At 69.4% G+C, this 12,444-nt stretch carries 10 protein-coding genes; 4 read left to right on the plus strand and 6 right to left on the minus strand.

The window, feature by feature from the left end; genetic code table 11:
* The 4 genes from recG to ubiA form a co-directional block, all read left to right on the plus strand.
* On the plus strand, window positions 1-1,593 hold a 1,593-nt coding region (gene recG / locus LIG30_RS01215; RefSeq protein WP_038708969.1), incomplete at its 5' end, for an ATP-dependent DNA helicase RecG.
* A 133-nt stretch (window positions 1,594-1,726) separates the two neighbouring features.
* Window positions 1,727-2,686 carry a hydrogen peroxide-inducible genes activator gene (locus tag LIG30_RS01220; RefSeq protein WP_038708971.1) on the plus strand — a complete coding sequence of 320 codons (960 nt, stop codon included), beginning with the start codon at window positions 1,727-1,729 and terminating at the stop codon, window positions 2,684-2,686.
* 239 nt (window positions 2,687-2,925) lie between these two features.
* The gene (locus LIG30_RS01225) at window positions 2,926-4,368 is read left to right on the plus strand and encodes a catalase (RefSeq protein ID WP_038708972.1); all 1,443 of its coding nucleotides are present in this window, start codon (window positions 2,926-2,928) and stop codon (window positions 4,366-4,368) included.
* A gap of 143 nt (window positions 4,369-4,511) precedes the next feature.
* On the plus strand, window positions 4,512-5,375 hold the full coding sequence (gene ubiA / locus LIG30_RS01230; RefSeq protein WP_038708975.1) for a 4-hydroxybenzoate octaprenyltransferase: 864 nt from the start codon (window positions 4,512-4,514) through the stop codon (window positions 5,373-5,375).
* Between the two features lie 34 nt (window positions 5,376-5,409).
* Here ubiA and proC read toward each other — a convergent pair whose 3' ends face one another.
* From proC to LIG30_RS01260, 6 genes are all read right to left on the minus strand, one after another.
* Entirely contained in the window at window positions 5,410-6,222 is an 813-nt protein-coding gene (proC, locus tag LIG30_RS01235; RefSeq protein ID WP_038708976.1) for a pyrroline-5-carboxylate reductase, read from the minus strand.
* A 21-nt stretch (window positions 6,223-6,243) separates the two neighbouring features.
* Window positions 6,244-6,942, minus strand: coding sequence for a YggS family pyridoxal phosphate-dependent enzyme (locus LIG30_RS01240; RefSeq protein ID WP_038708984.1), 699 nt, complete (start codon window positions 6,940-6,942; stop codon window positions 6,244-6,246).
* 122 nt (window positions 6,943-7,064) lie between these two features.
* A complete protein-coding gene (gene glcF / locus LIG30_RS01245) occupies window positions 7,065-8,291 on the minus strand; it encodes a glycolate oxidase subunit GlcF (protein ID WP_038708977.1) in 1,227 nt (408 codons plus the stop codon).
* Window positions 8,292-8,298: 7 nt separating this feature from the next.
* Complete coding sequence (gene glcE / locus LIG30_RS01250; protein ID WP_038708979.1) at window positions 8,299-9,387, minus strand: glycolate oxidase subunit GlcE; 1,089 nt, start codon at window positions 9,385-9,387, stop codon at window positions 8,299-8,301.
* A 133-nt stretch (window positions 9,388-9,520) separates the two neighbouring features.
* A complete protein-coding gene (locus tag LIG30_RS01255) occupies window positions 9,521-11,014 on the minus strand; it encodes an FAD-linked oxidase C-terminal domain-containing protein (protein WP_038708980.1) in 1,494 nt (497 codons plus the stop codon).
* A 40-nt stretch (window positions 11,015-11,054) separates the two neighbouring features.
* Entirely contained in the window at window positions 11,055-12,425 is a 1,371-nt protein-coding gene (locus LIG30_RS01260; protein WP_235510129.1) for an FAD-binding oxidoreductase, read from the minus strand.
* Window positions 12,426-12,444: the final 19 nt, after the last annotated feature.

Below are 12,444 nucleotides of genomic sequence, written 5' to 3' on the forward strand. Positions count from 1 at the left end.
CTGCCGGAACTGCTGCCGCCCGAGATCGACGACGCGTTTCTGAAGCCGCTCGGCGTGCCGTCGCTCGCGGACGCGGTGCGGATCCTGCACCACCCGGGCGTCGATTCCGACGAAACCGCGCTGATGGACGGCACGCATCCCGCGTGGACGCGCATCAAGTTCGACGAGCTGCTCGCGCAGCAACTGTCGCTCAAGCGCGCGCACGAGGAGCGCCGCACGCGTGCCGCGCCCGCGATGCCGCGCCACGCGGCGGGCGACGGCGGCGCGTTGACGACGCGCCTGTACGCGGCGCTGCCGTTCTCGCTGACGGGCGCGCAGGCGCGCGTCGTCGACGAGATCGCGCACGACCTGATCCAGCCGCATCCGATGCAGCGGCTGCTGCAGGGCGACGTCGGCAGCGGCAAGACGGTGGTCGCGGCGCTCGCCGCCACGCAGGCGATCGACGCCGGCTACCAGGCCGCGCTGATGGCGCCGACCGAAATCCTCGCCGAGCAGCATGCGCGCAAGCTGCGCGCGTGGCTCGAGCCGCTCGGCGTGTCCGTCGCGTGGCTCGCGGGCAGCCTGAAGGCGAAGGACAAGCGCGCGGCGCTCGAAGCCGCCGCGCTCGGCACCGCGCAGCTCGTGATCGGCACGCACGCGATCATCCAGGACACAGTCGAGTTCGCGCGGCTCGGCCTCGTGATCGTCGACGAGCAGCACCGCTTCGGCGTCGAGCAGCGGCTCGCGCTGCGCGCGAAGGCGGCCAACGCGGCGGACGGCGCTCAGGGCTTCCAGCCGCACCAGCTGATGATGTCGGCGACGCCGATTCCGCGCACGCTCGCGATGACCTATTACGCGGATCTCGAGGTGTCGACGATCGACGAGCTGCCGCCCGGCCGCACGCCGGTGCTGACGCGGCTGGTGGGCGACGCGCGGCGCGACGAGGTGATCGCGCGGGTGCGCGAGGCGGCGCTGACGGGGCGCCAGGTGTACTGGGTCTGCCCGCTGATCGAGGAGAGCGAGACGCTGCAGCTGCAGACGGCCGTCGACACCTACGAAACGCTCGCCGCCGCGCTGCCCGAGCTGAAGGTCGGGCTCGTGCACGGCCGGCTCTCGCCCGCCGACAAGGCGGCCGTGATGGACGCGTTCACGCGCAACGAGGTCCAGTTGCTGGTCGCGACGACGGTGATCGAAGTCGGCGTCGACGTGCCGAACGCGTCGCTGATGGTGATCGACCATGCGGAGCGCTTCGGCCTCGCGCAGCTTCATCAGCTGCGCGGCCGGGTGGGGCGCGGCACGGCTGCGTCGGTCTGCGTGCTGCTGTACAGCGGGCCGCTGTCGATCGCGGGCCGCGCGCGGCTCAAGACGATGCGCGAGACGACCGACGGCTTCGAGATCGCGCGGCGCGACCTCGAGATCCGCGGCCCCGGCGAGTTCCTCGGCGCGCGCCAGTCCGGCGCGGCGATGCTGCGCTTCGCGAATCTCGAGGAGGACGGCTGGCTGATCGAGCCGGCCCGCGAAGCGGCGGCGCGGCTGATCGCCGGGTATCCGGACGTCGTCACGCAGCATCTCGCCCGCTGGCTCGGCGCGCGCGAGCAATATCTGAAGGCGTGAAGGCCGCCCGACTGTTCGAGGGTCGGATGTCAAAGCGCAATGTTTGCGGCCGATTGTGCGGAGAAGGTTGGCGAATCGCCGCTGGCGGTGTATAAATTAAACCTATCGCCTGTATCTATTTGATTGACCCACAATGACGCTGACTGAATTGAAATACATCGTCGCGGTTGCGCGCGAGCGACATTTCGGCCGCGCGGCCGAAGCGTGCTTCGTGAGCCAGCCGACGCTATCGGTAGCGATCAAGAAGCTGGAAGACGAACTGAACGTGCAGATCTTCGAGCGCGGCGCGAGCGAGGTGAGCGTCACGCCGATCGGCGACCAGATCGTCACGCAGGCGCAGCGCGTGCTCGAACAGACCTTCGCGATCAAGGAGATCGCCAAGCAGGGCAAGGACCCGCTCGTCGGGCCGTTCCGCCTCGGCGTGATCTACACGATCGGGCCGTACCTGCTGCCGACGCTCGTCAAGCAGATGATCCGGCGGGTGCCGCAGATGCCGCTGATGCTGCAGGAAAACTACACGCTCAAGCTGCTCGAGCTGCTCAAGCAGGGCGAGATCGACGCGGCGATCATGGCGCTGCCGTTCCCGGAAACCGGCCTGATGGTGCGGCCGCTGTACGACGAGCCGTTCGTCGTCGCGCTGCCGTCCGGCCATCCGTGGGAGACGCGCCGCAGGATCGACGCGGCCGATCTCAAGCAGGAAACCATGCTGCTGCTCGGCAACGGGCACTGCTTCCGCGATCACGTGCTCGGCGTGTGCCCCGAGCTGATGCGCTTCTCGCAGACGGCCGACGGCATCCAGAAGACCTTCGAGGGCTCGTCGCTCGAGACGATCCGCCACATGGTGGCGAGCGGCGTGGGCATCACGGTGCTGCCGAGGATGTCGGTCGCCGAGGTGCGGCCGCACGCGAACGGGCCGGACGCCGACCTGCTGTCGTACGTGCCGTTCAGCGATCCGGTGCCGGATCGCCGCGTCGTGCTGGTGTGGCGCAAGAGCTTCACGCGGATGCCCGCGATCGACGCAATCAGCGACGCGATCGCCGCATGCGATCTGCCCGGCGTCGCGAAGCTCGACATGCCGGCGACGATCAACTGAGCGGGCGCGCCGCGCGCGCACGCCGACAGGACGGGGCCTTGCGGCCCCGTTTATTTTTGCCTATCGAATAGATAAAAGTAATCAAATTCAAATAATCGATAGCAATCAATAGAATGCTTCGCATGGATCGGCGCCGCACCGCAGGCCGGTCCGCCGGGAAACGCCCAACGCGGCCGTCACCGGGGAATCGTTCCCCACCCGGATACGTTGTTAGCCATTCAGCCAGAGAGGAGCACAGAATGTCCGAGAGCAAGAAACTCACGAGCGCCGCCGGCGCACCGGTTGCCGACAACCAGAACACCTTGACGGCCGGCCCGCGCGGCCCGGTCGCGCTGCAGGACGTGTGGCTGCTGGAGAAGCTCGCCCATTTCGACCGCGAAGTGATCCCCGAGCGCCGCGTGCATGCGAAGGGTTCCGGCGCGTTCGGCACGCTGAAGGTCACGCACGACATCTCGAAGTACACGAAGGCGACGCTGTTCTCGCAGGTCGGCAAGGAAACGCCGCTGTTCATGCGCTTCTCGACGGTCGCGGGCGAGCGCGGCGCCGCGGACGCGGAACGCGACGTGCGCGGCTTCTCGATCAAGTTCTATACGGAAGAGGGCAACTGGGACGTGGTCGGCAACAACACGCCGGTATTCTTCATCCGCGATCCGCTGAAGTTTCCGGATTTCATCCATACGCAAAAGCGCGACCCGTACACGAACCTGCGCAACAACGTCGCCGCGTGGGACTTCTGGACGCGCCATCCGGAAGCGCTGCACCAGATCACGATCCTGATGAGCGACCGCGGCATTCCGAAGAACTATCGCCAGATGCACGGCTTCGGCTCGCACACGTTCTCGTTCTACAACGCGGACAACGAACGTTTCTGGGTGAAGTTCCACTTCAAGTCGCTGAACGGCATCGAGAACTACACGGACGCCGAAGCGGCGCAGGTGATCGCGGGCGACCGCGAAAGTGCGCAGCGCGACCTGGTGACGAACATCGACGCGGGCAATTTCCCGCGCTGGGCGTTCCGCATCCAGGTGATGCCGGAAGCGGACGCGGCGAAGGTGCCGTACAACCCGTTCGACATCACGAAAGTCTGGCCGCACAACGACTATCCGCTGATCGACGTCGGCGTGATCGAGCTGAACCGGAACGCGCGGAACTATTTCGCGGACGTCGAGCAGGCGGCGTTTACGCCGGCCAACGTCGTGCCGGGCATCGGCTTCTCGCCGGACCGCCTGCTGCAGGGCCGGCTGTTCTCGTACGGCGACACGCAGCGCTACCGTCTCGGCGTCAATCATCATCAGATTCCGGTGAACGCGCCGCGCTGCCCGTTCCATGCGGCTCACCGCGACGGCGCGATGCGTACCGACGGCAACCTCGGCGGCCACGCGAACTACGAGCCGAACCGCTTCGGCGACTTCGCGCAGGACCGTCATGCGCGGGAGCCCGCACTGCAGGCGGGTGCGGTCGATCACTACGATCACCGCGAGGACGCCGACTACTACAGCCAGCCCGCGGCGCTGTTCCGCCTGTTCGACGCCGGCGAGAAGGCGCGCCTGTTCGGCAATATCGCGCGCCACATCCACGGCGTGCCGCAGGACATCGTCGCGCGTGCGGTCGAGCACTTCGCGAAGATCGATCCGGCGTACGCCGACGGCGTGAAGGCGGCGCTCGCGGAGCTGGCGAAGTAACGGGCGCGCGCGGGCGGCCAGTGCGCCGCCCGCGGCGCCACGCCTGCGCACCGGCCGCGCGGCAGTCGCGCGGCGGTTCGCGACATGACGCGGCAACCCGCTCGGTTCTACAATGCCGGGATTATCTTCCCCGGTATTTCCTCATGACTGCCCGCTTTCCCCTGTACTGGCGGCTCGTCCGGATGGACAAGCCGATCGGCACGGTGCTGCTGCTCTGGCCGACCCTCAACGCGCTCTGGATCGCGTCGAACGGCCATCCGGACTGGCCGCTCGTCGCGATCTTCGCGCTCGGCACGCTGCTGATGCGCTCGGCAGGCTGCGCGATCAACGATTACGCCGACCGCGACTTCGACCGTCACGTGAAGCGCACGGCGGACCGCCCGCTGACGTCCGGCAAGATCCGCGCGTGGGAGGCGCTGGCGATCGCGGCCGCGCTGTCGCTCGTTGCCTTCCTGCTGATCCTGCCCCTCAATACGCTGACGAAAGAGCTGTCGGTGGTCGCGGTGATCGTCGCCGGCACCTATCCGTTCATGAAGCGCTTCTTCGCGATTCCGCAGGCGTATCTGGGTATCGCGTTCGGCTTCGGCATCCCGATGGCGTTCGCGGCCGTGCAGGACACGGTGCCGCCGCTCGCGTGGATCATGCTGGTCGCGAACGTGTTCTGGTCGGTCGCTTACGACACCGAATACGCGATGGTCGATCGCGACGACGACATCAAGATCGGCATCCGCACATCGGCGCTCACGTTCGGCCGTTTCGACGTCGCGGCGGTGATGGCGTGCTATGCGGTGACGCTCGGCATCTACGTGTGGGTCGGCGCGACGCTCGGCTTCGGCCTCGCGTTCTGGGCCGGCTGGGCGGCGGCGGCCGGCTGCGCGGCGTATCACTACACGCTGATCAAGGACCGCGAGCGGATGCCGTGCTTCGCGGCGTTCCGCCACAACAACTGGCTGGGCGGCGTGCTGTTCGCCGGGATCGCCGCGCACTACGCGGTGGCCGGTTTCTGAGCGCGGCGCGGGCGCGCCGCCGCCGCGCGCCCGTTCAGCCCTGACCGAGTTCGTCGCCCATTTCCTTCGCGCGCGCTTCCGCCGCGAGCGCGCCGCGCACGATCGCTTCCTTCACGCCTTGCGCGTCGAACGACGCGAGCGCGGCCGCCGTCGTGCCGCCCTTCGACGTCACGCGCTCGCGCAGCACGCTGGCCGGCTCGCCGGACTGCGCGGCGAGCTGCGCCGCGCCGGTGAAGGTCGCGACCGCGAGCGCGCGGCCCTGCTCGTCGTTCAGCCCGAGGCGGTGCGCCGCTTCCTGCAGCGCTTCGATGAAATAGAACACGTACGCGGGGCCGCTGCCCGAGATCGCGGTGACGGCGTCGAGTTGCGACTCGTCGTCGAACCAGACGATCTCGCCGACCGCGCCGAGCACGCCCGATGCGAGCTCGCGGCCCGCGGCGTCGACGCCCGGCAGCGCGGCGAGGCCCGTCACGCCCATGCCGACGAGCGCGGGCGTGTTCGGCATCGTGCGCACGATGCGCGCGTAGCCGCCGAGCCAGCGCGACAGGTCGGTGCCGCGAATGCCGGCGGCGATGCTGATCACGAGCTGCGACTTCAGGTGCGGCGCGAGCGCCTGCGCGACGTCCTTCAGCACCTGCGGCTTGACCGCGAGCACGACCGCGTCGTAATCGGCGAGCGCCGCGTCGATGGCCGCGGCGGTGCGGATGCCGAACTGCTGCTCGGTGCGCGCGCGCGCGTCCGCGTTGACGTCGATGGCGAGAATGCCGCTCGCGGCCACGCCGCGCTTGATGAGGCCGCCGATCAGTGCCGCGGCCATGTTGCCGCCGCCGATGAATGCAATTTTCATGATGTCGGGATAAGCAGTGAGTCAGTGGGAATAATCGCGCGCACCGAAGATCGCGGTGCCGACGCGTACGATCGTCGCGCCTTCGAGCACGGCTGCCTCGAGGTCGGCCGACATGCCCATCGACAGCGTGTCGAGCGGCAGGCCGCCGGCGCGCAGCGTATCGAACAGCGCGCGCAGCGCGCGGTGCGGTGCGCGTTGCGCATCCGGGTCGCCCGCGGGCTCGGGGATCGCCATCAGGCCGCGCAGCCGCAGCGACGGCAGCGCGGCGACCGCGCGCGCGACCTCGGCGACCTCGTCCGGCGCGACGCCGCTTTTCGACGCCTCGCCGCTGATGTTGACCTGCACGCAGACGTTGAGCGGCGGCAGGTGCGCGGGCCGCTGCTCGGCCAGCCGCTGCGCGATCTTCAGCCGGTCGACCGAATGCACCCAGTCGAATCGCTCGGCGACGGGACGCGTCTTGTTCGACTGCAGCGGCCCGATGAAGTGCCATTCGAGCCCGGCGCGCAGATCGGCCAGCGCGTCGATCTTGTCGATCGACTCCTGCACGTAGTTTTCGCCGAACGCGCGCTGCCCGGCCGCGTGCGCGGCGCGCACCGCGTCGGCGGGGAAGGTCTTCGAGACGGCGAGCAGCGTGACGGAGGCGGGATCGCGGCCGGCGGCGCGAGCGGCGTCGGCGATACGGCGGTGAACGGATTCGAGACTGGCGGCGAGATCGGACATGACGGGCACGAGAGCGGGCGCGCCGCACGCGCGCGGCGCATCGCTTCGCATTATACGGGCCGGATGCGGAGCGGGCGGGGCTCAGGGCACGTTCGCCAGTCCGTCATTGGCGGGAACAGGTCCTAGCCGTACAGCAGGTGCTCGACGAGTTCCACCCAGTGCTCGACCGGGATCTGCGTGCCGCTCTGCAGGTGCGCGATGCAGCCGATGTTGCCGGACACGATCATCTGCGGATCGAGCGCCTGCAGCTTCGCGAGCTTCTGCTTGCGCAGGCGGTACGACAGCGACGGCTGCGTCAGCGAGTAGGTGCCGGCCGAGCCGCAGCACAGGTGGCTGTCGGCGGGCAGGCGCACGTCGATGCCGAGCGTCTCCAGCAGCCGTTCCACCTTGCCGCGCGACTGCTGGCCGTGCTGCAGCGTGCAGGGCGGATGATAGGCGACCGTATGGATCGCGCGGCGCCGCGCGAGCGTCGCCAGCTCGGCCTCGAACGCGAGCAGCACGTCGGAGATGTCGCGCGTCAGCGCGACGATGCGCCGCGCCTTCTCCGCATACGCCGGATCGTCGCGCAGCAGGTGCGCGTATTCGAGCACCGTCGCGCCGCAGCCGGTTGCGTTCATCACGATCGCCTCGACGCCTTGCTCGACGTACGGCCACCATGCGTCGATGTTGCGGCGCGCGTCGTCGAGCGCTTCGTCGTGATAGTTCAGGTGCAGCCGGATCGCGCCGCAACAGCCGGCGTCGGGCGCGACGACGGTCTCGATGCCGAGCGCATCGAGCACGCGTGCGGTCGCGATGTTGATGTTCGGCAGCATCGACGGCTGCACGCAGCCGGCCAGCATCAGCATCTTGCGCGCATGCGAGCGGTGCGGCCATTCGAGCAGTCGCGTGCGCGGCGGCACCTTGTCGCGCAGGCGCTTCGGCAACAGCGGCCGCACGTGCTGGCCGAGCCGCATCACTGGTGAGAACAGCACGCTGTTCGGTACGAAGCTCGCGAGCAGGCGGCGAAACAGCCGCTGCGACGCCGGCCGGCGCACCTTCGCCTCCACCTGTTTGCGGCCGATCTCGACCAGGCGGCCGAACTGGACGCCCGACGGGCAGGTGGTTTCGCAGCTGCGGCAGGTGAGGCAGCGATCCAGGTGCTGCTGCGTGCTGCGCGTGACGTTCGCTCCCTCGACCAGCTGCTTGATCAGATAGATGCGCCCGCGCGGGCCGTCCAGCTCGTCGCCGAGCAACTGGTAGGTCGGGCAGGTGGCGGTGCAGAACCCGCAATGCACGCACTTGCGCAGGATCGCGTCGGCCTCGTCGCCGTCGGGCGTGTTGCGGATGAAATCGGCGAGGTTCGTCTGCATCGCGCTCTCAGAGATCGGGGTAGAGCCGGCCGCGGTTGAAGATGCGCGCCGGATCGAACGCGGCTTTCAGGCCACGGTGTATTTTCATCAGCGGGGCGGGCAGCGGCGTGAACACGCCGGCGCTGCGGTCGTATGCGTCGCCGGCGCGGAACAGCGTCGCATGGCCGCCCGCCTGTTTCGCGCTCATCCGCACCGTCTGCGCGTCCGCGTCGGTGATCCACCAGCGCTGCGCGCCGCCCCATTCCATCAGCTGCGTGCCGGGCAGATGCATCGGCTCGGTGATCGACGGCAGCGACAGCCGCCACAGCGCGTAGCCCGGCGGGATGCCGTTGAAGAACGGATCGGTCTGCTCGCGGAGGTTTTCCCAGAAGCGCTCGGCCTCGACCGCGTCGACGACTTCGCCGCCCAGCGCGGTCTTCGCGGACTTCACGGCGGACTCCGCACCGGACAGGCGCAGCACGAGGGTGCCGTTGCGCCATGCGCTCGCGCTGACCGGCAGCGCGCGGCCGCCCCATTCGTTGAGCTTGCGGACCGCGTCGGTCGCGCTCATTTCGAACTTGAGCGTCGCTTCGGCGACCGGCAGCGGCAGCACCTTGATCGACAGTTCGAGCATCAGGCCGAGCGTGCCGAGCGAGCCGGCCATCAGCCGCGACACGTCGTAGCCGGCGACGTTTTTCACCACCTGGCCGCCGAAGTGCAGCACCTCGCCGCGCCCGTTCATCAGCGCGACGCCAAGCACGAAATCGCGCGGTGCGCCGGCCGTCGCGCGCCGCGGGCCGGCGAGCCCCGCGGCGATGCAGCCGCCGACGGTGGCCGCGCGGCCGAAGTGCGGCGGCTCGAACGGCAGCATCTGGCCGTGCTCGGCGAGCGTCGCCTCGAGCTGCGCGAGCGACGTGCCCGCGCGGGCCGTCACGACGAGCTCGGCCGGATCGTACGAGACGATGCCCCGGAACGCGCGCGTATCGACGATCTCCCCGTCGAGTGTCTGACCGTACCAGTCCTTGGTCCCGCCGCCGCGAATCCGCAGCGCCAGGCCGTCGGCGCTGGCGGCGCGGATGCGCTCGGCCCAACTGGCGACGATGTCGTCCTCTTCCATGATCGGTTGTCGTTTCGTGTGTCGGTCCGGTCGATTGTACCGGGCGGAAATGAACGCACATCGCGACTATCCCTAGGCGCACGAAAAATCCGCCGCACGCCCGCCGGGGACGATGCGGCGGCGCGCGGGGCGTTCAGAAGCGCGGAATGTCGGGGTGCGGCAGGAGCCCCCGGCGCACGTGCTGGCGGCCGTATTCGGCGCAGCGCGCGCGCGTCGGGATGCCCTTGTCCGGGTTGAGCAGCGCGGGCGGATCGAACGCGCGCTTGACCGCGAAGAACGCGTCGCGCTCCTGCAGCGAGAACTGCACGCACATCGAATTGAGCTTTTCCATGCCGACGCCGTGCTCGCCGGTGACGGTGCCGCCCAGCTCGACGCAGGTTTCGAGGATCTCGGCGCCGAACAGCTCGGCGCGGTGCAGCTCGTCGGGATCGTTCGCGTTGTAGAGGATCAGCGGATGCATGTTGCCGTCGCCCGCGTGGAACACGTTGATGCAGCGCAGCCCGTGGCGCGTCTCCATCTGCTCGATGCGGGCGAGCAGCGGCCCGATCGCGCGGCGCGGCACCGTGCCGTCCATGCAGTAATAGTCGGGGGAGATCCGCCCGGCGGCCGGGAACGCATTCTTGCGGCCCGACCAGAAGCGCAGCCGCTCGCTCTCGGTGCGCGACACCTGGATGCGCGTCGCGCCGTGCTCGCGCAACACCGCCGTCATGCGGACGATCTCCTCGGCCACCTCCTCGGGCGTGCCGTCCGACTCGCACAGCAGGATCGCGGCGGCGTCGAGGTCGTAGCCGGCGTGCGTGAACGTCTCGACCGCCTGCGTCGCCGGCTTGTCCATCATCTCGAGCCCGGCGGGGATGATCCCCGACGCGATGATCGCGGCGACCGCCTCGCCGCCCTTGACCACGTCGTCGAAGCTCGCCATCACGAGCTGCGCGGCCTGCGGCTTCGGGATCAGCTTCACGGTGACTTCGGTGACGATCACGAACATGCCTTCGCTGCCGATCGTCACCGCGAGCAGGTCGAGGCCCGGCGCGTCGAGCGCGAGCGAGCCAAACTCGACGATCTCGCCGTCGATCGTCACCGCGCGCACGCGCAGCACGTTGTGGACCGTGAGGCCGTACTTCAGGCAATGCACGCCGCCGGAATTCTCGGCGACGTTGCCGCCGATCGTGCACGCGATCTGCGACGACGGGTCGGGCGCGTAATAGAGCCCGAACGGCGCCGCAGCGTCGGAAATCGCCAGGTTGCGCACGCCCGGCTGCACGGTCGCCGTGCGCGCATACGGATCGACTTCGACGACGCGCGTGAAGCGCGCGAGCGACAGCACGACGCCCAGCTCGATCGGCAGCGCGCCGCCCGACAGGCTGGTGCCCGCGCCGCGCGGCACGATCGGCACTTCCATCCGCCGGCAGATCTGCACGATGCGCTGCACCTGCGATTCGGTCTCGGGCAGCGCGACCGCGAGCGGCAGGCGCCGGTACGCGGACAGGCCGTCGCACTCGTACGCCGCGGTGTCTTCGTCGCGATACAGCAGGCAATGCGTCGGCAACACGGCCATCAGCGCCTGCACGACTTCGCGCTGGCGCTGCGCGCGCATCTCGGCCGGCAACGTGTCGGGGGCGTTCATGTCTGCTCCTGGGTGGGCGCGGCGCGTACGCCACGCGCGGCTAGCACGTGAAAATCTTGCCCGGATTCATCAGGTTGCGCGGGTCGAGCGCGAGCTTGATCGCGCGCATCGCATCGATCGCGTTCTCGCCGTGCTCCTTCGGCAGGAAGCGCATCTTGTGCAGGCCGACGCCGTGCTCGCCCGTGCAGGTGCCGCCCATGCGCAGCGCGCGCTCGACGATCCGCTCGTTGATCCGCTCGGCTTGCTGCAGTTCTTCCGGCTTGGCCGGATCGATCAGGATCGCGACGTGGAAATTGCCGTCGCCGACGTGACCGACGATCGGGCAGGGCAGCGACGACGCACGCAGGTCGGCTTCGGTTTCCTCGACGCAGGCGGCGAGCCGCGAGATCGGCACGCAGACGTCCGTCGTGACCGCGCGGCAGCCCGGCTTCAGCTGCAGCATCGCGAAGAACGCGTTGTGGCGCGCGGCCCACAGGCGGCTGCGATCTTCCGGGCGGGTCGCCCATTCGAAGCCCTGGCCGCGGTTTTGCGCGGCGAGCGATTCGACCAGCCCGGCCTGTTCCTTCACGCCGGCCTCGGTGCCGTGGAATTCGAAGAACAGCGTCGGCGCTTCGGCGAGCGTCAGGTTCGAGTGGCGGTTGATCGCGCGCACCGCGAGCGCGTCGACGAACTCGACGCGCGCGATCGGCACGCCGATCTGGATCGTCTCGATCACGGTGCGGACCGCGTCGCCCATCGTCGGAAACGCGCAGACCGCCGCCGACACCGCTTCCGGCAGCGGATGCAGGCGCAGCGTGATTTCCGTGATCACGCCGAGCGTGCCTTCCGAGCCGACGAACAGGCGCGTCAGGTCGTAGCCGGCCGACGACTTGCGCGCGCGCGAGCCGGTCTTCACGACGCGGCCGTCGGCGAGCACGGCGGTCAGGCCGAGCACGTTCTCGCGCATCGTGCCGTAGCGCACGGCGTTGGTGCCGGATGCGCGGGTGGCGGTCATCCCGCCGATGCTCGCGTCCGCGCCCGGGTCGATCGGGAAGAACAGGCCGGTGTCGCGCAGCGCGTCGTTGAGCGCCTTGCGGGAGAGGCCCGGCTCGACCGTCACGGTCAGGTCGTCCGCGTCGATCGACAGCACGCGGTTCATCGCCGACAGGTCGAGCGACACGCCGCCGCGCACCGCGAGCAGGTGCCCTTCGAGCGACGAGCCCGCGCCGTACGGGATCAGCGGCACGCCATGGAGCCCGCAGAGCGACACGACTTGCCGCACCTCGTCGGCGGTGTGCGCGAACACGACCGCGTCGGGCAGTTGCGGGTCGAACGGCGACTCGTCGCGGCCGTGATGCTCGCGCACCGCGTCGGACGTCGACACGCGTTCGCCGAAGGCGGCGCGCAGCGTATCGAGCAGGGCGGGGGGCAGCGGGCGGCGCGTTTTGGCC

The organism is Burkholderia sp. lig30 (assembly GCF_000687455.2).
Classification (GTDB): Bacteria; Pseudomonadota; Gammaproteobacteria; order Burkholderiales; family Burkholderiaceae; genus Burkholderia.

What these genes read in the sequence shown, in the direction of transcription:
- LIG30_RS01220 (WP_038708971.1), top strand. Translation starts at nt 1,727, where the DNA reads ATGACGCTGACTGAATTGAAATACATCGTCGCGGTTGCGCGCGAGCGA.
- LIG30_RS01225 (WP_038708972.1), top strand. Translation starts at nt 2,926, where the DNA reads ATGTCCGAGAGCAAGAAACTCACGAGCGCCGCCGGCGCACCGGTTGCC.
- ubiA (WP_038708975.1), top strand. Translation starts at nt 4,512, where the DNA reads ATGACTGCCCGCTTTCCCCTGTACTGGCGGCTCGTCCGGATGGACAAG.
- proC (WP_038708976.1), bottom strand. Translation starts at nt 6,222, where the DNA reads ATGAAAATTGCATTCATCGGCGGCGGCAACATGGCCGCGGCACTGATC.
- LIG30_RS01240 (WP_038708984.1), bottom strand. Translation starts at nt 6,942, where the DNA reads ATGTCCGATCTCGCCGCCAGTCTCGAATCCGTTCACCGCCGTATCGCC.
- glcF (WP_038708977.1), bottom strand. Translation starts at nt 8,291, where the DNA reads ATGCAGACGAACCTCGCCGATTTCATCCGCAACACGCCCGACGGCGAC.
- glcE (WP_038708979.1), bottom strand. Translation starts at nt 9,387, where the DNA reads ATGGAAGAGGACGACATCGTCGCCAGTTGGGCCGAGCGCATCCGCGCC.
- LIG30_RS01255 (WP_038708980.1), bottom strand. Translation starts at nt 11,014, where the DNA reads ATGAACGCCCCCGACACGTTGCCGGCCGAGATGCGCGCGCAGCGCCAG.